Origin of the sequence: Pantoea piersonii (assembly GCF_003612015.1) — a bacterium.
GTDB classification, from domain to species: Bacteria; Pseudomonadota; Gammaproteobacteria; order Enterobacterales; family Enterobacteriaceae; genus Pantoea; species Pantoea piersonii.
In genome coordinates this window covers 1-19,888 of the sequence record NZ_RARB01000015.1, presented here as the reverse complement: position 1 = coordinate 19,888, position 19,888 = coordinate 1, and the positions used below count along the sequence as shown (strand labels likewise).

At 50.9% G+C, this 19,888-nt stretch carries 29 protein-coding genes; 8 read left to right on the top strand and 21 right to left on the bottom strand.

Annotated elements, in window-relative coordinates:
* Window positions 1–262 precede the first annotated feature (262 nt).
* The 3 genes from D7S44_RS22330 (at window position 263) to D7S44_RS22320 (ending at window position 2,748) form a co-directional block, all read left to right on the top strand.
* The gene (locus tag D7S44_RS22330; RefSeq protein WP_120458410.1) at window positions 263–703 is read left to right on the top strand and encodes an RrF2 family transcriptional regulator; all 441 of its coding nucleotides are present in this window, start codon (window positions 263–265) and stop codon (window positions 701–703) included.
* Window positions 693–1,574 (top strand): NAD(P)/FAD-dependent oxidoreductase, encoded by an 882-nt coding sequence (locus D7S44_RS22325; RefSeq protein WP_120458409.1) that lies wholly within the window; start codon window positions 693–695, stop codon window positions 1,572–1,574. Before D7S44_RS22330 ends, D7S44_RS22325 begins: the two co-directional genes overlap by 11 nt.
* Before the next feature lie 274 nt (window positions 1,575–1,848).
* The gene (locus D7S44_RS22320; protein WP_120458408.1) at window positions 1,849–2,748 is read left to right on the top strand and encodes an alpha/beta hydrolase; all 900 of its coding nucleotides are present in this window, start codon (window positions 1,849–1,851) and stop codon (window positions 2,746–2,748) included.
* Between the two features lie 410 nt (window positions 2,749–3,158).
* Here D7S44_RS22320 and D7S44_RS22310 read toward each other — a convergent pair whose 3' ends face one another.
* Window positions 3,159–4,367, bottom strand: a complete 1,209-nt coding sequence (locus D7S44_RS22310) for an aldose 1-epimerase family protein (RefSeq protein ID WP_120458406.1) — start codon at window positions 4,365–4,367, stop codon at window positions 3,159–3,161.
* A 630-nt stretch (window positions 4,368–4,997) separates the two neighbouring features.
* Here D7S44_RS22310 and D7S44_RS22305 point away from each other — a divergent pair.
* Window positions 4,998–5,912, top strand: coding sequence for a sugar ABC transporter substrate-binding protein (locus D7S44_RS22305; RefSeq protein WP_120458405.1), 915 nt, complete (start codon window positions 4,998–5,000; stop codon window positions 5,910–5,912).
* 325 nt (window positions 5,913–6,237) lie between these two features.
* Here the strand turns inward: D7S44_RS22305 and map are convergent, their stop codons facing one another.
* The 10 genes from map to D7S44_RS23410 form a co-directional block, all read right to left on the bottom strand.
* Window positions 6,238–7,026: a type I methionyl aminopeptidase gene (map, locus tag D7S44_RS22295; protein WP_120458403.1), complete on the bottom strand. Its 789-nt coding sequence runs from the start codon at window positions 7,024–7,026 to the stop codon at window positions 6,238–6,240.
* Window positions 7,023–7,268, bottom strand: a complete 246-nt coding sequence (locus D7S44_RS22290; protein ID WP_120458402.1) for a ParD-like family protein — start codon at window positions 7,266–7,268, stop codon at window positions 7,023–7,025. Before D7S44_RS22290 ends, map begins: the two co-directional genes overlap by 4 nt.
* 122 nt (window positions 7,269–7,390) lie before the next feature.
* On the bottom strand, window positions 7,391–8,476 hold the full coding sequence (locus tag D7S44_RS22285) for a site-specific integrase (RefSeq protein ID WP_120458401.1): 1,086 nt from the start codon (window positions 8,474–8,476) through the stop codon (window positions 7,391–7,393).
* Window positions 8,457–8,717: an excisionase gene (locus D7S44_RS22280; RefSeq protein WP_120458400.1), complete on the bottom strand. Its 261-nt coding sequence runs from the start codon at window positions 8,715–8,717 to the stop codon at window positions 8,457–8,459. The genes D7S44_RS22285 and D7S44_RS22280 overlap by 20 nt, the downstream gene beginning before the upstream one ends.
* 398 nt (window positions 8,718–9,115) lie before the next feature.
* The gene (locus D7S44_RS22275) at window positions 9,116–9,394 is read right to left on the bottom strand and encodes a hypothetical protein (protein ID WP_120458399.1); all 279 of its coding nucleotides are present in this window, start codon (window positions 9,392–9,394) and stop codon (window positions 9,116–9,118) included.
* Between the two features lie 187 nt (window positions 9,395–9,581).
* A complete protein-coding gene (locus D7S44_RS22270; RefSeq protein ID WP_120458398.1) occupies window positions 9,582–9,809 on the bottom strand; it encodes an ANR family transcriptional regulator in 228 nt (75 codons plus the stop codon).
* A gap of 434 nt (window positions 9,810–10,243) precedes the next feature.
* Window positions 10,244–10,882, bottom strand: coding sequence for a fimbria/pilus periplasmic chaperone (locus D7S44_RS22260; RefSeq protein ID WP_120458396.1), 639 nt, complete (start codon window positions 10,880–10,882; stop codon window positions 10,244–10,246).
* A gap of 465 nt (window positions 10,883–11,347) precedes the next feature.
* Window positions 11,348–11,641 (bottom strand): hypothetical protein, encoded by a 294-nt coding sequence (locus D7S44_RS22255; protein ID WP_120458395.1) that lies wholly within the window; start codon window positions 11,639–11,641, stop codon window positions 11,348–11,350.
* The gene (gamL, locus tag D7S44_RS22250; RefSeq protein WP_120458394.1) at window positions 11,631–12,035 is read right to left on the bottom strand and encodes a host nuclease inhibitor GamL; all 405 of its coding nucleotides are present in this window, start codon (window positions 12,033–12,035) and stop codon (window positions 11,631–11,633) included. Before gamL ends, D7S44_RS22255 begins: the two co-directional genes overlap by 11 nt.
* Complete coding sequence (locus tag D7S44_RS23410) at window positions 12,032–12,235, bottom strand: hypothetical protein (protein ID WP_147402130.1); 204 nt, start codon at window positions 12,233–12,235, stop codon at window positions 12,032–12,034. The genes gamL and D7S44_RS23410 overlap by 4 nt, the downstream gene beginning before the upstream one ends.
* Before the next feature lie 776 nt (window positions 12,236–13,011).
* On the opposite strand from D7S44_RS23410, the gene D7S44_RS22245 reads away from it, so the two are divergent.
* Complete coding sequence (locus tag D7S44_RS22245) at window positions 13,012–13,251, top strand: DNA polymerase V (protein ID WP_120458393.1); 240 nt, start codon at window positions 13,012–13,014, stop codon at window positions 13,249–13,251.
* A gap of 105 nt (window positions 13,252–13,356) precedes the next feature.
* Here the strand turns inward: D7S44_RS22245 and D7S44_RS22240 are convergent, their stop codons facing one another.
* From D7S44_RS22240 to D7S44_RS22215, 8 genes are all read right to left on the bottom strand, one after another.
* On the bottom strand, window positions 13,357–13,668 hold the full coding sequence (locus D7S44_RS22240) for a hypothetical protein (RefSeq protein WP_147402129.1): 312 nt from the start codon (window positions 13,666–13,668) through the stop codon (window positions 13,357–13,359).
* A 22-nt stretch (window positions 13,669–13,690) separates the two neighbouring features.
* A complete protein-coding gene (locus tag D7S44_RS22235) occupies window positions 13,691–14,410 on the bottom strand; it encodes a Rad52/Rad22 family DNA repair protein (RefSeq protein ID WP_120458391.1) in 720 nt (239 codons plus the stop codon).
* 8 nt (window positions 14,411–14,418) lie between these two features.
* Window positions 14,419–14,589: a hypothetical protein gene (locus D7S44_RS23730; RefSeq protein ID WP_167456987.1), complete on the bottom strand. Its 171-nt coding sequence runs from the start codon at window positions 14,587–14,589 to the stop codon at window positions 14,419–14,421.
* Window positions 14,586–14,795, bottom strand: a complete 210-nt coding sequence (locus D7S44_RS22230; RefSeq protein ID WP_120458390.1) for a hypothetical protein — start codon at window positions 14,793–14,795, stop codon at window positions 14,586–14,588. The genes D7S44_RS23730 and D7S44_RS22230 overlap by 4 nt, the downstream gene beginning before the upstream one ends.
* Window positions 14,796–14,823: 28 nt before the next feature.
* A complete protein-coding gene (locus tag D7S44_RS24175; RefSeq protein ID WP_120458389.1) occupies window positions 14,824–15,030 on the bottom strand; it encodes a ParE family toxin-like protein in 207 nt (68 codons plus the stop codon).
* A 6-nt stretch (window positions 15,031–15,036) separates the two neighbouring features.
* Entirely contained in the window at window positions 15,037–15,180 is a 144-nt protein-coding gene (locus D7S44_RS23725) for a hypothetical protein (RefSeq protein WP_167456986.1), read from the bottom strand.
* Between the two features lie 70 nt (window positions 15,181–15,250).
* Window positions 15,251–15,523, bottom strand: coding sequence for a hypothetical protein (locus D7S44_RS22220; protein ID WP_120458388.1), 273 nt, complete (start codon window positions 15,521–15,523; stop codon window positions 15,251–15,253).
* A 53-nt stretch (window positions 15,524–15,576) separates the two neighbouring features.
* On the bottom strand, window positions 15,577–15,786 hold the full coding sequence (locus D7S44_RS22215; protein ID WP_120458387.1) for a hypothetical protein: 210 nt from the start codon (window positions 15,784–15,786) through the stop codon (window positions 15,577–15,579).
* 141 nt (window positions 15,787–15,927) lie between these two features.
* Here D7S44_RS22215 and D7S44_RS23405 point away from each other — a divergent pair, with 141 nt between their 5' ends.
* Window positions 15,928–16,410, top strand: coding sequence for a hypothetical protein (locus tag D7S44_RS23405; RefSeq protein WP_147402128.1), 483 nt, complete (start codon window positions 15,928–15,930; stop codon window positions 16,408–16,410).
* Here the strand turns inward: D7S44_RS23405 and D7S44_RS24220 are convergent, their stop codons facing one another.
* Window positions 16,411–16,740, bottom strand: a complete 330-nt coding sequence (locus D7S44_RS24220) for a transcriptional antitermination N peptide (RefSeq protein ID WP_473234699.1) — start codon at window positions 16,738–16,740, stop codon at window positions 16,411–16,413.
* 487 nt (window positions 16,741–17,227) lie between these two features.
* A complete protein-coding gene (locus D7S44_RS22200; RefSeq protein WP_158591305.1) occupies window positions 17,228–17,851 on the bottom strand; it encodes a helix-turn-helix domain-containing protein in 624 nt (207 codons plus the stop codon).
* Window positions 17,852–17,994: 143 nt separating this feature from the next.
* Here D7S44_RS22200 and D7S44_RS22195 point away from each other — a divergent pair, with 143 nt between their 5' ends.
* Window positions 17,995–18,222: a transcriptional regulator gene (locus tag D7S44_RS22195; protein ID WP_120458428.1), complete on the top strand. Its 228-nt coding sequence runs from the start codon at window positions 17,995–17,997 to the stop codon at window positions 18,220–18,222.
* Window positions 18,223–19,090: 868 nt separating this feature from the next.
* Entirely contained in the window at window positions 19,091–19,720 is a 630-nt protein-coding gene (locus D7S44_RS23400) for a DnaT-like ssDNA-binding domain-containing protein (protein ID WP_147402127.1), read from the top strand.
* Window positions 19,721–19,888: the final 168 nt, after the last annotated feature.

The window sequence follows — 19,888 nt, the reverse complement described above, 5'->3', positions numbered from 1 at the left end:
CCATTCTGCTTCCTGGTATTGCTCCGGCTAATTCTGTCCCGCCTGGGCGTTAAGGGGAAGAGTGGCAACGGGAAGTGGTGTTTATGCTCACCTTTTCAGTTAAAAGCGGAGAGTGCTGTAATCTCGCTGGAAGCCGGCCCGCCCACTGCGAGCGAAACGCGGATCCCTCCATCCCCGCCAGACAGTAAAAACAGCCTGAACTATTCAAAGCGAAATGCTTTTGAGGTTGCGGAGTAGTGATAATCGTAATATCGTTAGTTACATGAAAAAAGACAGCCGACTTTCGACCGTATTGCATATTCTGTTGCACATGCAGCTTCATGCTAAGCCATTGACTTCTGAGTACCTTGCACAGTGTGTCGGGACGAACTCAGTTGTTATCCGTCGCATGATGGGGCTCTTACGCACCCAGCAGCTGGTTTCATCAACGGCGGGCCCCGGAGGGGGATGGTCTCTGACGGCGCAGCTGGACCGGGTGACTCTGCGTCAGCTACATGACGTACTGGGAGAGCCAGCCGTTTTTGCTATAGGCAATCGCAATGAACACCCCGAATGTCTGATTGAGCAGGCCGTTAACGCCGCCCTGTGTGAGGCTTTTGACGAGGCTGAAGCGCTACTGCTGGCCCAGTTCGGGCGCATTACCCTGGCCGATCTGCTGGCCGATGCTGAAAGACGCAATCACGGAGGTAAGCATGAAATATGACGCAATAATCATTGGCGGTAGTTATGCAGGTATGGCGGCTGCCCTTCAGCTGATAAGGGCCCGGCGTCAGGTGCTTATCATTGATGCCGGAGAACGAAGAAACCGTTTTGCCAGCTATTCGCACGGTTTCCTCGGACAGGATGGCGTCGCCCCTGACGTGATTTTTGAAAAATCCCGTGAGCAACTCATGCGTTACCCTTCTTTGCGGTGGTATCAGGGCCGTGCGGAAAAAGTAACCGGTGAAAAAGAGGCTTTTCAGGTAGAGACTCTTGCAGGTGACCGCTTTGAGTCCCGCCGTATACTCTTTGCCACGGGGGTCAAAGACCACCTTCCAGAAATTGATGGTCTACAGCAGCGATGGGGACAGCATGTGTTTCACTGCCCTTACTGCCATGGCTACGAACTCAAACTGGGACACCTGGCAGTCATTGCAACCGGCGAGATGGCCGCACATCAGGCGCAGATGGTTGCAGAATGGGGTAGCGTTACTCTCTTCACTAACAATGCTGTTGTACTGAACGAGGAAACAGAGACAGATTTACGTCAGCGCGGTATCACCGTTGAGGCGGCGCCGATTAAACGCCTGGACAATGATGCGGATATTGAGCTTGCCGATGGGCGTAGACTACGTTTTGCCGGAATATTCACTGCACCCCGATGCCTGCCAGCTACGGACATTGCGGAAACCCTGGGCTGTGAAATGGAAGAGACTCTGTTTGGTACTCAAATCCGCAGTAATGACCTGAAGGAGACAACAGTTCCTGGTGCCTTTGCCTGCGGAGATGTAGCTCGCGTGCCACATTCGGTCTCTCTGGCGGTCGGAGACGGCGCATGGGCAGGAGCAGCCGTCCATCGATCACTGATATTTTGATCCGCGGGTTTATCCTGGGCGAGCCTGATTACCACTGAGCCGTCTTTGAGCCGGCATACAGGTTGTTTTCGACCAGGCTGCAGGCAGAGGTGACGTGGTCTTTTACCGCTTACATATAGCGCCCGGTATGTCAGTAACTACCGCATCAGTTGCGCGCGCGTCGGCAGCTTTCGGCTTTCACCTGACCAGAAAAGATACGCAATCCATTTTTTATGCACAATTTTGTGCTTTAGTTCCTGAAGTGAATACTGGCTGACTTTCCAGGAGCGTGACCTTGAACCGCCGCTTTTTTCTTACCGGTCTGGCTGCGACCGCCATTGTTTCAGGCCGCCTCTCCTTTGCCTCGTCATTCAGGGAAAATACCCTTATTCCGCTCTGGAACAGCACGCCCCCTGGCGGCGGTGGTCCAGTAGGGCAGATGCACGTTTCAGCTTCCGGAGCACAGAGCAATATAAGCGTTCCGACCCTCACCGTTATTAATCCCGTCCGTCCGAATGGACGAGCGGTGTTAATAGCAGGCGGCGGCGGTTACAAGCGCATAGAAGCAGGTAAAGAGTCATTGCCTGCCGCTGCATGGCTAACCGCGCGTGGATATACAAGTTATATCCTGAGCTATCGTCTGCCAGATGAAGGCTGGCACGACGGAAAGCTGGTCGCGTTGCAGGATGCGCAACGAGCATTACGCATAGTCCGGGAGAGGGAAAAAGAGGTAAGCGTCCTGGGATTCTCCGCAGGTGGACACCTGATGGGAATGCTTGCACTGCGTCCAGGATTTGAATCCTATGCACCAACAGACGGGATTGATCAGATTCCTGCAAAAGCCGACAGCGCAGCGCTTATATACCCCGTCATTACGCTTGAAAAGCCTTACACGCATACTTCCGTGCACAAAATATTTGCAGGTGCGCACGCTTCATCAGCAGCAGAAGCTGAATGGTCTGTTCAGAATTATGTTACGCCTTCTGCGCCTGCCTTTTTTCTTGTTCAGGCAAAGGATGATCCTGTTTCTGATCCAGCCAATACTCTTATTATGTTTTCGGCCTGTGAGGCAAAACATGTGCCCGTAGCATTACACCGTTATTCGAGTGGTGGACATGGCTTCAGCATGGGCAGGCCCGGAACCCCTACAGAAGAATGGCCCAAACGATATGAGAAATGGCTGGCTGAGCACTGATTAATAGAGCGCGTAGCTTTAATGCTCTCAGGGGCTTCTGGGATCGGTATGACACATGCCGGGCAGAGCTCGGTTTCACAGATGAATGAACAGGGCCTTAGCCGGCACAGGCGCGTTAATGAGGAGGCAGCAAACCTCAGGCACGTTTACGAGCTCATGCCCAACGGCCGCCAAAATCTAGTCCATAAGATGAAAGCGTCCTGCTTTGAGGAAAATCGTGTGGGCCATGCCTTCTGAACTGTTCTTCTGACGTGAAGAATCGTATCTGACCGTTAGCCTTACCCGATACATCAGGCGGCCGCTTCCGGCATAAAGCGGCCCGCCACTCTTGATAAAACCCTGACTGGTTAGCAGTCAGGGGGATAACAATCAACAGCAGGGCAGCTCGAACTCGCGCCTGCCTGCCAGGATTATTCAACCGCGATGGGCTTATCATCCACCCTGGTTTTTTCGTCACCCTGAATCTGCCTGATGCGCTGCTCAGTTTGGTTGACCGCGCTGGCGTCATTCAGCAGCGTATAGGTCAGCTCAAATGTGGTGCTTTGTCCGGGTTGTAACTGTTTCACGCGATCCTGTTCTTTTTCAATCGTGACCGGATAGGCATAGTTAGTGCCTGGCTCAATACCCGTAACGTAGCCCTGTTTCAGCGTGTCAGTGTTTTTCCACATGGTTAACAGCGGCAGCTGGTGAGTATCAAATTCAATTGAGGCGCCTTTATCGCCTTTGCTGTTGATCACCGCAGCCAGCGTTTTGCCGTTATTGTCTGCTTTCGGCACAAGGTTAAAGACCATTTCATCGAAGTCTTTAGTTGGCGCGCCGTAAATGTTCCACTCTTTCAGGCCCGTTTTGGCATAATCGTTGAAGGGCGAAACGGACTTCAACGGCGCGATAAAGCGCGCATTTTTTTCCAGAATCGGCGTTCCAAAATTACTGTGGTAAATGATCTGATAATCATGCGGATAATCGCCACGATTGGTCAGCACATCATGCAGAGTAAAGGAATTAGCGCCAGGCACATAACGTAGCTCGGTCCAGGTTTCCAGATTGGCTTTTTTGAACGTGTGCTCTTTTAGCAGGCCGCGAACGCGAATCTCATGAGGCGCTTTATCGTCAACAGTGACTTCAACCCTGGAAGCTGGCGTATTGCCCGCCTTACCGTGCAAGGTATAAACCATGCCATCTTTCACTACCGGATGACCCGTCCATTCGTAACCGCAACGCACCATCATTTCATTGAAACCCTCCAGCCAGCCTAATCCATTGCGGCTTTCGAGATTGATATAGGCAGGATTAACGACCTCATTTACCGGTGAATCCCATCCCAGCCGTACGCCATAGCCATTCACATGCAGCAGATCCATGCCGCGCGTTGGGCTAAGCGCTATGGTCAGCCCATTTTTGCTGGTAATGGTCAGCACCTTTGAGCCCTCCTGCTTGCCACCATGTAATACTTTTTGCTCTATGCTGAACGCTTCGCCAGAGAGCTTCAGCTTCTCGCTGTCTGTCTGCCAGTTTCCCTTGTCAGTTCCGGCTTCAGCATCGGTCAGCACCCACGTTTGTGCTGCAGCCTGACCACTGATCGCCGCCATAACCATGCCTGTGAAAAGTGCAGTTTTCATTTTTACGCATCCTGTTGCTGAATTGATTTAGCTAAAGTCGGCCAAGAGTATAAATAGCGCTTGAGGGAAAACGTGATGAGGCTCACCTGGTGTGATTTTCTATGCAGTGAATAAGATAAATAAGATCCGTATCACACATATTAGCTTAAAAAACGCGCGATTTTGGCAGGTGTAAAAGGGTAAGACAGAAAAGAGGGGATTTTAATTAAATCGTTTCAGCTAAACGAATGTCTCAACCGACAGGCTGCTCATTCATTAGTAGAACACAGGTTTTGAACTGCTCTTCAGAGCGGGTTAATCACCCGAGGCCGCTGTTAAAGCGCAGTGCCACAACATGGGCCCCCGGCACGCAACATCAGCCAGATGTTGAGAGGAACTGACGCGTTTCTGCTAGGCAACCTTATTCGTAAGCACGATAGCGGGCTCAAACTCTGAAAAAATCGTCGCAATACCGCTCCAGGCGTGCAAGTCGTAATACATCCACAAGTAAAGTGTGCGCTTAGCAGCAAAATCCCATCATGCCGATTGTCAGCGTATTTGCCACCTCGTAGGCTGAAAATGATTTTATTGAGTCATTTTTGCTATCAGTGAAAAATTCATTCTAATTAAAGGCTTACCCTGGAGTCCCTAATGAAAATCCTCAAGGCGATACTGTTACTTGGTCTGCTCTCCAGTTCTGCCTCAGCGCTGGCAGAAAAAATCGGCGTATCGATGGCTTACTTCGACCAGAATTTTTTAACCATTATTCGCCAGTCGATTGATAAAGAGGCCAAAGCGCGCGGGCTTGATGTGCAGTTTGAAGATGCCCGCGGCGATGTAGGTCGCCAGACCGATCAGGTGCAGAGTTTTATCGGCGCGGGTGTGGACGCCATCATCGTCGACCCTGTAGATTCCGCCAGCACCCCACAGCTGACCCGGCTGGCGCAGCAGGCGAAGATCCCGCTGGTCTATGTGAACCGTACGCCGGGCGATAAAACACTGCCGAACGGCGTAGTGTTTGTCGGCTCCGACGAGCGGGAGTCGGGCACCTTGCAGATGGAAGCGCTCGCGAAAATGGCTAACTACAAAGGCAATGTGGCCATCATGATCGGTAACCTGACGGATGCCGGCGCACTGCAACGTACTAAAGATGTAGAGCAGGTTGTGGCGAAATATCCGGGAATGAAGGTCGTGCAGAAACAGCCAGCTAACTATGCGCGTAACGAAGGTATGGATCTCATGCTGAACTGGATCGGTAACGGCGAAGAGATTGATATCGTTGCTGCCAATAACGATGAGATGGCGATAGGTGCAGCAATGGCGCTGGCTAAAAGCAATAAGAAGATTTTAGTGGGCGGCATTGATGCCACACCGGACGGGCTGAAAGCGATGTCACAAGACAAGATGCAGGTGACAGTGTTCCAGGATGCAGTGGGACAAGGCAAGGCGTCAGTGGATGTGGCGCAGAAGTTGATTAAAGGCGAGAAAGTGGATTCGCACCTGTGGATTCCGTTCGAGCTGGTAACCAAAGAGAATATGCAGAAGTACGTTGCGAAGAGCGAGTAAATACGTTTATAGCAGGCGGCTTGCATCTGCCAGTCGGGCGTAGGGCTAACCATGATAAATGGCATCGCGGAAGCGACTTACTCTGCTCGGGACAGGGGCGGTTATTATCTATCGGCTTGATATCATCCTCGCCTGCCGGGCAGGCGAGGAAACCATTACTGACGTCGGACGACGCCAGAAAATCAGCTTTAACGCTGCCAGCACTGCAGTCTCAAGAAGAATGTACACACTTCCATTTAGCGCGCTGGTCAGCAGCGCCCTCTGCTACTTTGCCTGGTTCCGGCTGCACATCCAGCTAAATGCTTGTGCGCGACTCGCTTAAGCGTTAAACCGCAGGATAGTCGCCGGTGCCATCAGGCCAGGGCGTCAGCAGATCAAACCCGTCCTCGGTCACCGCCACCGTATGTTCCCACTGGGCGGAAAGGGAGCGATCTTTCGTGACCACCGTCCAGCCGTCAGAAAGCACGCTGGTGCCGGCTTTACCGGCATTGATCATCGGTTCAATGGTAAAGATCATGCCTGGCTGAAGCGTCAGACCTTCCCCTGGCGTACCGTAATGCAGAATCTGCGGCTCATCGTGATAAATCTGGCCGACGCCATGGCCGCAATAGTCGCGCACGACCGAAAAACCTGCCTCTTCGGCGACGCGCTGAATAGCCGCGCCGATATCTCCCAGCGTAGCGCCCGGTTTCACGCTGTGAATGCCTGCAACCATCGACTGATAGGTGATGTCTACCAGGCGCCGGGCACGCACTGACGGCTCGCCGACAAAGTACATGCGGCTGGTATCGCCGTACCAGCCATCTTTAATAATGCCGATATCAATATTGACGATATCCCCTTTTTTCAGCTTCTTCGCTGAGGGAATACCGTGACAGACCACATGATTGACTGAAATACAGGTGGTGCGCGTATATCCCTGATAGCCGATATTGGCGGGGATAACCTTCAGCTCGTTAACGATAAAGTCGTGGCAAATATCATCCAGCTCTACAGTTGTCACGCCCGGCTGCACATGCGGCGTAATCATCGCCAGCACCTGCGCAGCGGCATGACCCGCCGCGCGCGCCAGTTCAATCTGTTCTGAGGTATGGATCTTCACGCTTCTTTTCACTGCACGTCTCCTTGTGGAATGCGTTCGGAAGTCGAGATTAACTGACGCAGGTCGCTGCCATGCTCCAGTTCAACGCGGATCAACAGCTGCGCCAGCTCCTGCTGGGTAAATTGCGGATAAAGCTCCGCCAGCATGCCCAGCTTAAGCCAGTGTTCGGCTTGCGCATTGATGGAACGGCTCATCGCCTGGCTAGCGATACGCAGGTTCTCATGCATCAGGTCAGAAATTTTAACAATGCCCATAGCGGCCTTATATGGAATATATATGTTTTGTATATAGTTTATCCATAACGGCATGATTTGCAAGGTGAAATTTTCGCCGGTCCGAAAATGTCCGAAATTTGTCCGAAAATCACATATATGCTTTAGACCAGCACGTACTCGTCTCTGCGGGGATCAAGGTACTTTTTGGTCATTGAAAGATTTTTATGACCCAGCAGCCGCTGGGCAAAGGCCTCACCATGTCTGGCTTCATACAGACGTCCGGACAGGCTTCTTATTTCATGAAAGGTCGGCGGATTCTCGATGGTGTCCAGGCCACAGCGCGCGCGTGCACGGGAAAAGGCCTGGGTAATATTTTCTGGCGAGACCGGGCCGGGCTTGCGTCCATGACGTCTGGTGGCTGAATAAATCAGATACTCAGAAGGATTATCTCTTCGGCATAATGCAATGCCATCGCTCAGCGTCATGTCTATTTCAGGAAGCCCGAGCGCGACAGGTATGGCCAGCTTGTTTCCTTTTTTGCTTTGCGTAATGAACAGGCGCCCGTCTCTGACATCAGAAAACTTCATGCGGGTAATATCCTCTCTGCGCTGGGCGCTCAAGAGGGCGATAAGCATGGCTTTGTAAAACCACGGCTCCACTTCACGCGTGGCCTCCAGCAATTTGCGAAGATCTTCTGTTGAGAGCCGGCTTCTCTGTATTTTAGGTACGGATGCACGCGTAGGTTCTACCGGGTTTCGTTCAATAATCCCGGCCACAATGGCTTCCCGGAAGATGTCATTCAGCACACTCCTGAGGATAACTGCCATTGTCCGTTTGCCACCAGTAATGTAACTCTCCAGGAAAAGCGCAACATCCCGGGTAGTGATATCCGCTAATGGTTGCTCGCCGAAATGCTTCGCCAGTGATTTGAGCTGATAAAGACGTAACCGCATAGTGGCAGGCTTTACGTTCCGGCGAACCAGTATTGCTTCATAGTTCGAAATCCAGCCGGTGAATGTCATGACAGGCCTGGCCTGTAATTTCATCAGGAGAGCAGAGGGGGCATAATTCTGGTCGAGATAGTTATTGGCTTCGATTGCCTGCGCTATCGCATCCCGTCGTGCAATCCTGCCAAGAGAATATTCCTTTCCCGTATGAGGATTACGCCAGTGATAAGTTTTTCGTGCCTGCCGGTACGTCAGGTTGCGTGGAAGATTGCTTTCATAATTAGCGGGTCTTTTCGCCATGTCTGATTTTCTCCAGCAGCGTTTCACCCGCTCCTGTACTGGAAATGTGAGCTAAAGCATTTTTACCGTTTTTGCGGGGACTGATGTAAACCGAGTCAGGATGAAGCTTGTATTCTTTGCCATGCAGCTGAGGACAGGGATAAATCCGGCCTTCCCGCACCCAGCGGCGAAGTGTAGACAGGGAAGGGGGCCGGGAATATGTGGAGTTCGCCCATTCCTGTAAGTTGAGTAGCTTTGCCATTTTGTCTCCGGGATTTTTAACAGGTTTTGCTCGCAAACTAAAGAAAGCTGATCAGTGACGCCACTTTCTCACTCAGCCGCCGGCTTACCGCTAATGAATGCATTAATCGGGGCAATAAAAAGGCAGATACCTGTGAGGTGTCTGCCAGGGAAATCGCTTTGAGGGGTGGTTTTTTACGCAAAATGAATAGCCAGGCTGATGTCATAAAGACAACCTGATTGCGGGAACCAGGGAGGATAAGCAGACATAGTCTGTCGCTGCCGTTAATTTGCGGCATCAGAGGTGATGTTCTTCCTGCACAGACATCTGCTTATACGCTTTAAGGTCTGTTTTTAATTAGCACTTCATATAAAACTGTTGATTTCCAGATGAAGAACCAAAAGTAATCCATGCGTCATTCAGTAGGGATGCTGGTCCGTAAAATTTATGTCTGTTTTTGCGACATAATATAACGGCGCTATGTAGGAATGTGCATCTCCATGTCGGTTTAAAATTTCCTCCGCCTTTGATTGTGAGAGACAGAGGGTGTCCATTTTGTAAGGCATGTCTTTTACTATCCACGCTGCAGGCTGGGCGATAAGGGACATTTTGGCAATAAAGTAAACAAACTGCTCTGACGGATCAACATCCAGCGACAGTAACTTCTCATCGATGTATTCGATAATTTTTCTGCTCATAGCTATGCCTCGTTTCAGATGACTGCCAGACTAAATAATATGCCATAACTGGAGGTTTAGTATTTTGTTTTATAATCCGGTGCAGGCTGAAGTATTAATTTGTAAAAATAAAATAGCATGCTGAACGAGTAGCAGGAATACACAAAAGTGAATCTTTACTGGTTATTTTAACCCTGCGCCGGAAGGTTCAGTTACCCGGGCCTGACCACTGGTTACGGATAATACTTAAACAATACTGGCGACGATGTTCAGCCCACAGGGCATTAACGGGTTTTCTGGCCAGAGGCGTAGCTTTGTGCCAGAGGAGCGCTGCGATGTCATAAAGTCCCGAGCATTCTGCCCTGGCGGCGGCTTCAGCCATCTGACGAAAACCTTTTTTTGGGGGTAAACGTTGAGCGTTTTTGTACTGATTCATTATGTCACCTGCTTTTATGCTGATAAATATTCATCCTGAGCAGCCGTTCTGTTATTCAGCCAGTAACGGATATCGCCCCTGTCAGGACTGGCTGACGTGTCAGGTGAGTAACACACTGACTGATATTCCAGAGAAGGCGCTGTTCTGACGCAACCCCGTTTAAAGCTGCTGAATGGACTGACGGGGTGTAACTGTACCGATGAGAGGCGCGTGTATTACCTTGCAACCATCTTTCAGGGGGACACTCAGCAGTGAACTGGCGAGAGATTACGGCTAGACCAGTAGCAGTTTCGCTTTGCCGCTACACGAGCCTGGATCCTGGCCACGCGACGTATCATCGGTGCGAACATATACTGACCTGAAGGAACCATACGGTCGTCAGAGGCAAAACATGTCGCTGCGAAAGGAAACGCAGTTAAAAATCTCTGAAACGTTCAGGGGCAGGCGGCTGTTGAAGCCGTTGTAGAAACGCTTATGGCAGGTATTAATCCCTTTCCAGCTACCGGGAATTCCCCTGAACTGTTAACCGTCTTCTCCAGGGGCAGGTTCGAAGCAACATCGTCTGGCGTGTGCCTCAGGCGTGAAGTTCGTATAAACAGTTTCAGACAGTGTTTCAGATGCAGCTGCGTGAGAAAGGGTGCGCCGTGACCTCTCTGTCTCTTTTTATAACCAGCATCAGTCCGGCCAGATTCAGGTTCTGGAAGCATCCCGGTCAGGCACAGCCAGAAAAGATGTTCATTTGTGTCGCTGTCATGATTGCGGATTGCTATACCTTTAATTCTTCTTTGCTGAAGTCCATCCAGACGGAAGAGAGGCGGCGTGACGATAAAGGGCGCTTTTATTTTTTTATCTTCGGCAGCGACTTCAGGCTGAACCAGCATGGGATATAACTGTGGGTTCATCACTGTCAGTGATACACTGTTCGCGTTTTCGCCATAAATAAGCTGTGCCGCACCACTTTTAAAATGAAATGTTTGTGGCTCTTTTTGAGGTGGCACATATTTTCCTGTTGTCAGAGCAAAAGAGCAGATAATTGCCGCTGTGATAATGCAGAGATTGACTTGTCGGGTCATTTATCTGTTCCTGGTATTTGCTGAATGATAACTCAGTGGTGTGCCTTTTGACGAAATAAAGCCTCGTGAGGCAACCGGGTTTTCAGCCACTCCGCCAGCAAGGTACAGTCAGCCCTTCTGGCTGAGTTGCTGCCAGAGAACCCCTGAATTTTGGTGTAAATAACTTAACCGCCGGGTCGCTGATGGCTCAAATAATCAGACGTGTACTTTTTCAGCCTGGTATCTGAATCTGCTTTTGGGTAAAGTCCTTATGTGACTGATTTATTTTTGCCTTGTATGTGGAAAAGTTATCACTGAGTATCGGCCCAGGGAAGTCAGAAAACTGAATATTCATGAAAGTGTCCCTGGTTAATTTCAGAATATGTCTTTCTTCCCGTGACGTTAAGACAAACCATTACAAATTATATACCGGAAAGGTCCAGCCCGGTGCACAAACCAGTGTGAATTAAGTTTTTTCTGGCGAACTTAAACCCTTTTTCCAGAGTTTACCTGTCTGTTCACAGTGTCTTTTTTTACGTCCACCATAACCGGCTGCCTGGTCAGAAATTTATCCGGCCAGATATGGCAACGCTCACCCGTCTCGTCTTCAGTCCAGTACATCGAAACTTCGCTGTGTCCGTCTGTTTCCGGCAGCCAGCACGCGGCAGGATGGGCAAGGGCGCTGTCACGCATCTGCCTCAGCTTCCGGCCCTGCGCCACGTCCAGAACTGTCACACCGGGGCTGGCGCAGTCGTCCAGGAAGGCTTTCTTACTCGCCATGCCCTCCGTTGTGCGCCGGCTGAACTCCGGCGCCACAACACATATCCTGTCGAACACATCCGGCTCCGGAAGCAGGCTGTGCAGGGCACTGCCCATAACCAGATAACGCAGGCTCCTCCCGACCGGACACGACCTGCAGGTCGTAATTGCGCTCTGCCTGAAGGTAGGCCAGCCGGAGAATAAAATCCCGGTAGGCATCATCTGCTCCGTTACAGGCGCAGCATTTTTTTACTTCGGGGTGCACGTTCCAGTGCCGGAAGGAATTAAGCTGCTCCGGGAAAAAGGACAGCAGACGATACGCCTCATCATCGATCCACTGCTCTTTTTCAAACGCAGCCTGTTCCTCAGCGTCCGGTTGTTCTTTATGACGTTCGGGCCAGATCTGAGACATCATGGCTTATCCTCCTGAAAAAAATTCAACAACAGGGACAAACGCAACCTGTAATAACGGCAGCGGTGGCAATGAGGGAAGGGCCGGCGGCCGAGATGAGAAGCTGGCGCCGGTGACAATATTTCAGGTGCAAATTTGATATCGCGGATGGCGTTATAGGGGCGAGCAAAAGCGGCATCGCCCCTGATGTGTGACTGCATCATGGAAAATGTTCCTCTGTCGGCTGGGGATTAAATTTTATTGCTGTATTGGCGTGGCTGAATAAATCCCGGGAACGGCCCTTATCCTGTGGAAGCTGTTACGCGCGAAGGATGATGCATACTGCATCCTGTTTAAGATGTATGAAAAACTGGCATAAAAAAGCCCGCGTTACACGAGCATGAATTCGTTCAAGGGGACAGGGAAATCCTGAATGCCAGATTCGCTGGCCAGGCCACTATACAGCGTTCACTGTAGATAGATATGATTGTTTATTTTTTGTTTGTGATTGAGCTCGAAGTAACTTTCCGGGCAAAAAAGCCCCGGCGACGGGGCAGAGACAAACCGCGCCCATCTTCAGTGAACTACGGGATGGTAATACCGGTTGAAGAGTTTGCATGCACGCCGTTTCTTTAAAAAAGCCCGCCGCACGAGGAAGGGCAGCGGGCAACCGTGGTAGAGAAATGCTACAGGAGCCTCTTCCTGGCCTCTTTTTTTGCCCGATCATACTGGCGAGGCCGTCTCAACAACCGGACAAGCTCTAAGGCTGGCTGTTTTTCAAGAAATAACAAGCTTAAGCGGTTAATAAAATCAATTATTTACATACTGACTGGGTTATTAAACCAAAAATGACTGCTGCGCGTCCTGCCTGAACCGCACGAACAGGAGCGTTTCTGCAGTTACCCTGGGGTAATTCAGAAGAAAGAAATAAACGTAGCCGCTAGTCAAAAAGGCCTGTTAATATCACTGTTTTAATATACAGTCTTTTGGTGAAGCTAGTATGCTGCGTGAGTGTGAAAAAGAAGTAGCGTTCAGAAATGCAATCAGGCGCGACGCGAAAGGCCGCTGTACCGTCATGACTGTCGATTTTGTTCAGGAACTGGCGAAGCTTAACTGGCATTTCACGCTCAAAGAAGCCAACCGATGGGTTGAGATTTACATATGCACTTTTCGCGATGTTTCAACAAAAGAAGGGGAAGAACGTACCTTTCAGGTGTTCAGCCCGAGTGGAAGCGTCTGATGAGCGTTCCCCGTACCACTCACATCTGGTCCGTTCTGTATCCTGAATTGTATATTCAACAGAAAGGGGAATGGCAGACGCCAGGGTTTCCGTCAGGCAGAGAAATCAGTCTCCGTGATAATGCTTTTCGGCCCAGTCCGGATAGACAGGATTAACCGGACCATCCGGCGTTACCCACGGCTTCTGGCGACCTGCTTTAACCGCATCCTCAAAACCGAAATACCGGTCAAGACGCCTTTCAGTCGCCTCTGCCACCCAGTGCTTTTTTTGTTGCCCGGTGCGTACGGCAAGCGTCACCCTGACGCCTTTTTCAGCCAGGGCCTGCTGCCGGGCAGACTGCATTGCCAGTTTCCATCTGCGTTGTGATCTGGTTTTATCAGGGCGAGCAGATGCCGCCGGAGAGTCGGTGAAAGTCATGAAGGTGCCTCACAGAAGTTATTTAATGAGAAGGTGCCAGCTGGCTGAGCTCTTTTGCGCGTATCTGGTAAACCTCAACGCATTTCTGCTGATGCTCAGTCGAACAGGTGAGAGCATTCCATGCTGCTCTGTACAGGCCTCTGAGAGCCTCAATATCGCTCTCCCTTATCGCCATATCCGAAAACTCGCTCAGGATGACATCTGGCGTTCTGAGTGCCGGGGCCGGAGCCGGGGGTTGTGGCTCAGCTTTTACAGGCGGCGCGGAGGAGGGCAGCGCCCAGCCGGGTAATGGCGGGGGCAGCCACCAGAATCGCGTGTTGTCTTTAAGCTTCGCGCGATTCCAGTCATTGCGGCGTTCGGTGCTTACCTCGGCGAATGCTTCTTCCAGGCTGTACAGGTACCTCCCGATCCCCCACTGCACGGCGGCTCGTTTCATTGCGCCCGACATGCCGCCCTTGACGGCTTCGACCTGCGTGTTTTCTGCAGCGTCCCATTTGGTTATCCACTCTCCGTCAACTCTTATGGATAGTCCGCACATCACACCGCCAGCGGGTGCAGGCTGGTATTCGTTGCGCCAGTTAGCTTTACCGCATACCTCATCCAGACGCGCCATAATGGCGCGGTTAGTGACATAGGCCAGAACCATGGCGTAAATCTTTCCCTGTCCTGACCTTCCGGACTGCTGAATGCGCCACTCTATATCCTCTGGCGCGAAGGGTTCATCCAGGCGTGATAATTCCATTCTTCACCTCAGAACGGCGCAGGGCCGAGAAAATATTTCAGGTTAATCTTCTCGCAGCGGGCGCAGTTGAGCGCGGCGAGCATGGCCTTGCGATTGCCGTGACGGCGGTGATACAGGGCATCCTGTATTTTTTCGCGCCGGTACTGAATGCTTTCCGGCAGGGTTGTTGCGAGACTCACGGGCGGCCCTCCTGAAGCAGAATTTCTACGACCCGGTCAAAAACCATCTGTAACAGCGGCAGCGGTGGCTGCGGGGGAAGGGCCGGCGGCGGCCAGGATGAGAAGCTGGCACTGGTGACAATATTTTCAGGCGCGAACTCGATATCGCGGATAGCGTTAAAGGGGCGAGCAAAAGCGGCATCGCCCCTGACGGGTGACTGCATCATGGGAAATGTTCCTCTGTCGGCTGAGAGATTAAATCTGGTTGTTGTAGTCGGCGTGGCTGAGTAACTCCCAGTGCCGGCCGTTGTCTCGTGAAAGCAGGCGCCAGTGCGGGGTGACACGCAGCGTCAGGTATCTGCCACGGTATGTTCGCCTCGCATGGACAGTCCCTGCGCGCCACTGCCGGAGTAGCTGTTCTGCGCGTCGGATTATCCTGTCGGGTGCATGGGGTTTGGGCATTACCGGCTACCTCATCCCGGCGGCGCAGGCTGCTGCGAGCTTCTGCACAAATACCCAGGCAATGCCCTCACTGAAGCTGACAAATTCCCGGCTTCTGTTTAATACGCTGGCGGTAAAGATGTACCGTCCGTCATGGATGTGAATAACCATAGCGAGCCTCCTTCAGGCATAAAAAAACCGCCACTGCGGGCGGTTGTGTTCAGGGCTGTCGGTGAAATTTTCACGGCTGTGGGTCTTTCTCACTCTCTGCGGGTTCGCCGCAACAGCAGCAGGCGGGGCGTAAGTCGGGATGTATGTCGTAAATCGGGCCGATGACGGCCTGAAGCAGGTCATCCAGTGAGTTCAGTACGGTGGTGCGATAAGCATCCGCTTCCTCTTTGCTCACTTTCCCTTCCTGCGCACAGGCCTCCGTCATCTCCACTGATTCGACCAGTTTTTCAGCCACATCGAAAAGCGACTCTCTGACTTTTTCTGCAATTTCACGATTTTTCATGGTGACCTCGGGTGAGATGAATGCCCTGACGGGCATGGCTGAATTAACGGGATTCAGGACGGCAGTTCACTGAGGGTGACGATGCGCGTTTTCCGGATGAAATCAGCCACATCGCCGCCCACGCTCTGCCAGTGGTACAGGGCCAGAAGCACATCGCTGCGGCTCTGGCAGTGGCAGGCGCCTACATACGCCTGCACATGAATCAGGGCGAGGCGTTGCATTTCTTTCCTAGTCAGGACTTGTGAGGGTTTGTCTTTTTGCATGGTGTTCTCCGTATCTGGACGTAAAAAAACCGCCTCAGTGGGCGGTGTGTGCCTGCTTTTAGCCACATCAGGCGAGGCGGTTCGCGCCATACCCCTACAGCGTGAATCGGTGTAATATTTCGTCACCCCTACAGTGTTGAGATGTTGAATATGACTGAGCCGGTATCTACCGTTGCTTTCGTGTGGCTAAAAAAAATAGCGCCACCTCTATGGAGATTTCTCTTCCAGAAGGAAATAGACACTGCAATGTCACCGCTTAAGGCTGCGAACGCTGCGCTCCAGGAGGAAAACCTCAATCTTAAGGGCCGCATTCGAGAGCTTGAGGCTGAGGTTTGCAGTCTTAAGGAGATTGACGCCAATTTTGATCTTTATGAACCCTTTGAGACTGTAGGAGGCATTTTCGTCTATCGTGAGAAAATTCCACCCCAGCACAGAAAGTCTCCTGCTTTTTTTTGCACTTATTGCTACGAATCGAGAAAGGGCATTTTTACCATTCAACGCATGAATCTCCTTTCGCCGGGTGATAAGAGACAATGTTCAAATTGCGGAAGTGAATACATTATTTCAGTGGGTAGCAGGGTGCCTAAAATGGCGAACACTGACTATAACCTTTTCGGTGATTAGTCACCGTGCTGACACCGGGCCACTAACTTTACGATGGCCCGAATTGTAGATGGCAACCTGCGTCAAACACATCCCGCCGCTGATTTCCCCGCCGGTATACTTCGCTGCGCCAGCGAGAATCTGCTTGTGATACTCGGTCTGTGTTTCGACTGCCTTACTGACGCGATCGCTTCCTACTCGCCTGCAATGGTTTTCCGCCCGGCTGAGTTCAGTAGCCCGTGCTGGTGGTTCCCACCCCAGTTGAGCAGCCAGAATTTCCTCCATTTTCCGACACTCAATCGCCTCAGCCATGCGACGCATATGTCGGCGTGTTCTGGCGTTGTCTTTCACCACAGGTTTAACAGATCTGCCATAGCTGTTAAGTTACTGGCTGCACAGTCGCAACAATGCACTCAGTAACCTGAGGTTCGGTGCGTTCTCGGCACCTGCCGTAGAGCTTCCCGCTCGTTGTTAAAGAGCCGTTCCTTAGAGCAATACCCAGGGTATAAATCAATAACCAGAAAAATAACCTAGGTTATTGAGTTAGTCAATGCTATTTGAGGATGCTTTCGATGCTTCAAATATTTTTAATTAAAATCAATGAATTATGAGAAGTTGTAAGGGGTGGGATAATTACTGAATAATGGGATTTATTTCTCTAGGGTATAGAGGTATAACCTTCATATGTGATGAGTACAACGCTGTTTTAAGCTGCACTATAAGGGCTCGTAAGCAATTTTTAGGAGAGCGGTGTGAAGAACACGTTGCTAAGGGTTGCCCCAGGAAAATTCGTGGAAGTTCAACCCAGAAGAAAAGTCATGCTAGAGGTAGGCGAGGTCTATCGTCTCAGTGATCTGGACATGAATACAATGAGACCGATTATGCTGACATCTTCACTTATGGGGATTGGCTCGACTCTATTATCAGCGTCAAGAAGCACGCCGCTGCCTCCAATAGAATAACGATATGCGGATATCTTGCCTTTTATGCTTGCAAGTACATAGTCGTTACTTCCAGGCTGCTCTACAGTATCTACAACAACCAAGCAGCCCACTGGCAGGTCAACATACCCGGAATCATATTTGAGTTTATAAGCTCGAGCATTTGATGTATCAATAAACTCTGGCACCGGTGTCACAGTGTCTGTTGGACCCTTTTCATCCCATACCGTAACAATCTTTATCCCATCATAAAATTTCGTTCTTTCAGTAGATAAGTCTTGGTCAGCTGATCGGGGACTTCTATGAACGTCCTCAATCATTTCTCCTTTCCCATGCGCTAACCAATCGGGACTAACTTCAAGTGCGCGAGCAATATCAAGTAATTTTTTAGTTGTATGGCTTTTACCCGAGGCTATTTTCCATACGCTGGGCTGTGACAGACCAGCAGACGCAGCAAGACTAGCTTGTGACATGCCGCGATACCTCATGGCTTCTTTAAGTCTTTCCGATAGCGTATCCATTTTCATCTTTAAACGATAACCAAAGTTTTGATGTTGAAACGATAAAGCTACATGCATGACACGTCAAATAACCAAGGTTATTGCTCAAGGTTAATTTTGCCGTTACTATTCAATAATATTTGATGAAAAAGAGTACGGCTTTTATGAACCAAGCTATTGAGAGAGCGGTAAAAATTGCGGGAAGCCAAAAGAAGTTAGCGCAAATGGTTGGAGTTAGTCAGCCTAATGTATGGTCATGGCTGCACGATAAAAAAAGAGTTTCACCTGAACGGGTGCTCCCAATAGTGAAAGCCACAAAAGGACAAGTGAAAGCATATCAAATCCGTCCTGATCTTCCTGAGCTTTTCCCTTGCCCTAAAAACAAATGCTAATTCAGTAGGCTGGTAGGATCTTGCATGGACATATCAAAAGGCTGGATCAAAATGCGTACCTCGCTGAAGTCGCATCCCAAAGTGAATGAAATCGCTGCTCTGCTGGAGAAACCGGCAGACGGAAGCGCCGGTTTTGACGTGTCTGTCGGCGGACAACGCTCCGCGCTGCTGATGCGTAACGTAACGCGTTGCGTTACGGTCACGTCACTACTGCTTGTCTGGAGTGCTGCCAATGAGCACACCAGTGACGGCGTGTTCCGTAACGCCGATCTCAGTTACCTGGATGTCCTGACAGGATTCGATGGATTCGGTGAAGCGATGGCCGCTGTAGGGTGGNCACCAGTGACGGCGTGTTCCGTAACGCCGATCTCAGTTACCTGGATGTCCTGACAGGATTCGATGGATTCGGTGAAGCGATGGCCGCTGTAGGGTGGGCTATCTTCGATGCAGAAAACCGTTGCGTCATCCTGCCAAAATTCTGTGAAAACAACGTGCCGGCAAGTCAGCGAGGTTCAACCAACGCCGAACGCCAGCGTCGCTATCGTGAACGTCAGAAGGCAAACCATAACGTAACGCGTAACGTAACGCATAACGTAACGGACAGCGTAACGCGTGACGTAACGGTAACGTTAGATAAGACAAGAAAAGAAGATCTAAAACCAAACACACACACCGCGCGCGCGAGGAATTTTCCGGATTCTGTGGATAACTTTGAGGCTGAGAGATGCCAAACCCAGGCNCGCGTAACGTAACGCATAACGTAACGGACAGCGTAACGCGTGACGTAACAGTAACGTTAGATAAGACAAGAAAAGAAGATCTAAAACCAAACACACACACCGCGCGCGCGAGGAATTTTCCGGATTCTGTGGATAACTTTGAGGCTGAGAGATGCCAAACCCAGGCAGCACAAGGGCCGGAAACAGGACAGGGTGCTCAGGCGGCACAGATAGCAGCGATCAACAATCCCGTTACAGAGAGCAACCGTAACGTTACTGGAGACGTAACGCATAACGTAACGGGCAGCGTAACGCGTAACGATGATGTGCAGCGTTACGCTAATATCCAGCGTTACGGTGATACGCATTCTGATGTAACGCCTGTCAATAACGCATCAGGCGTAACGCAACGGGACCCTATAAAACCCGTATCTCTGAATGACCCGACGACTAGCGTGCGAACGTGCCATATCGCTTCGCCAGAACCGCAGGAACGGTTCGCCATGCATCCGGAATGGCAGCCATCGTCAGACCTGATTCAGATTGCAGCAGAGGCAGGCATGACGCTTGATAAGCTACCAGAGCCTGCACAGATTGCTGAATTTCGCGCATTCTGGCGGTCAGAAGGGAAACAGTTCAGGCAGGCGCAATGGGACCTGAAACTGGCTCAGCGGCTGATGGAGCGGCGCCAGTATAAGGTGAGGAAAGTGCCGCGACGTAACGTTAACGCGATACCTGATATGTCCTATGAGATTCCACAGGGATTCAGGGGCGGGTAGGGTGAGGCTTTTTCGGCTCTGACTCAGTGTGCTGAAGAAGGCGACAGCCTAAGGTGAAGGTCCGCTTTGAGCGAAATATAGTCATTCGTACCCTGAGAATTACACTTTGAAGTGATTCAGGGTATGCGCTTACTGGTTACGAATATTGAGCGAGAATCATGTGATGAT

Coding starts and splice junctions, on each gene's coding strand:
- D7S44_RS22325 (WP_120458409.1), top strand. CDS start 693: ATGAAATATGACGCAATAATCATTGGCGGTAGTTATGCAGGTATGGCG.
- D7S44_RS22330 (WP_120458410.1), top strand. CDS start 263: ATGAAAAAAGACAGCCGACTTTCGACCGTATTGCATATTCTGTTGCAC.
- D7S44_RS23410 (WP_147402130.1), bottom strand. CDS start 12,235: ATGATGCAGTCACACATCAGGGGCGATGCCGCTTTTGCTCGCCCCTAT.
- D7S44_RS22195 (WP_120458428.1), top strand. CDS start 17,995: ATGAACCAAGCTATTGAGAGAGCGGTAAAAATTGCGGGAAGCCAAAAG.
- D7S44_RS22215 (WP_120458387.1), bottom strand. CDS start 15,786: ATGCAAAAAGACAAACCCTCACAAGTCCTGACTAGGAAAGAAATGCAA.
- D7S44_RS22235 (WP_120458391.1), bottom strand. CDS start 14,410: ATGGAATTATCACGCCTGGATGAACCCTTCGCGCCAGAGGATATAGAG.
- D7S44_RS22270 (WP_120458398.1), bottom strand. CDS start 9,809: ATGAATCAGTACAAAAACGCTCAACGTTTACCCCCAAAAAAAGGTTTT.
- D7S44_RS24175 (WP_120458389.1), bottom strand. CDS start 15,030: ATGCCCAAACCCCATGCACCCGACAGGATAATCCGACGCGCAGAACAG.
- D7S44_RS22290 (WP_120458402.1), bottom strand. CDS start 7,268: ATGGGCATTGTTAAAATTTCTGACCTGATGCATGAGAACCTGCGTATC.
- D7S44_RS23725 (WP_167456986.1), bottom strand. CDS start 15,180: ATGGTTATTCACATCCATGACGGACGGTACATCTTTACCGCCAGCGTA.
- D7S44_RS22240 (WP_147402129.1), bottom strand. CDS start 13,668: ATGACTTTCACCGACTCTCCGGCGGCATCTGCTCGCCCTGATAAAACC.
- D7S44_RS22305 (WP_120458405.1), top strand. CDS start 4,998: ATGAAAATCCTCAAGGCGATACTGTTACTTGGTCTGCTCTCCAGTTCT.
- gamL (WP_120458394.1), bottom strand. CDS start 12,035: ATGATGTCTCAGATCTGGCCCGAACGTCATAAAGAACAACCGGACGCT.
- D7S44_RS23405 (WP_147402128.1), top strand. CDS start 15,928: ATGTTGAATATGACTGAGCCGGTATCTACCGTTGCTTTCGTGTGGCTA.
- D7S44_RS22280 (WP_120458400.1), bottom strand. CDS start 8,717: ATGGCAAAGCTACTCAACTTACAGGAATGGGCGAACTCCACATATTCC.
- D7S44_RS22260 (WP_120458396.1), bottom strand. CDS start 10,882: ATGACCCGACAAGTCAATCTCTGCATTATCACAGCGGCAATTATCTGC.
- D7S44_RS22285 (WP_120458401.1), bottom strand. CDS start 8,476: ATGGCGAAAAGACCCGCTAATTATGAAAGCAATCTTCCACGCAACCTG.
- D7S44_RS22245 (WP_120458393.1), top strand. CDS start 13,012: ATGCTGCGTGAGTGTGAAAAAGAAGTAGCGTTCAGAAATGCAATCAGG.
- D7S44_RS22255 (WP_120458395.1), bottom strand. CDS start 11,641: ATGGCGAGTAAGAAAGCCTTCCTGGACGACTGCGCCAGCCCCGGTGTG.
- D7S44_RS22275 (WP_120458399.1), bottom strand. CDS start 9,394: ATGAGCAGAAAAATTATCGAATACATCGATGAGAAGTTACTGTCGCTG.
- D7S44_RS22230 (WP_120458390.1), bottom strand. CDS start 14,795: ATGATGCAGTCACCCGTCAGGGGCGATGCCGCTTTTGCTCGCCCCTTT.
- D7S44_RS22220 (WP_120458388.1), bottom strand. CDS start 15,523: ATGAAAAATCGTGAAATTGCAGAAAAAGTCAGAGAGTCGCTTTTCGAT.
- D7S44_RS22200 (WP_158591305.1), bottom strand. CDS start 17,851: ATGGATACGCTATCGGAAAGACTTAAAGAAGCCATGAGGTATCGCGGC.
- D7S44_RS22310 (WP_120458406.1), bottom strand. CDS start 4,367: ATGAAAACTGCACTTTTCACAGGCATGGTTATGGCGGCGATCAGTGGT.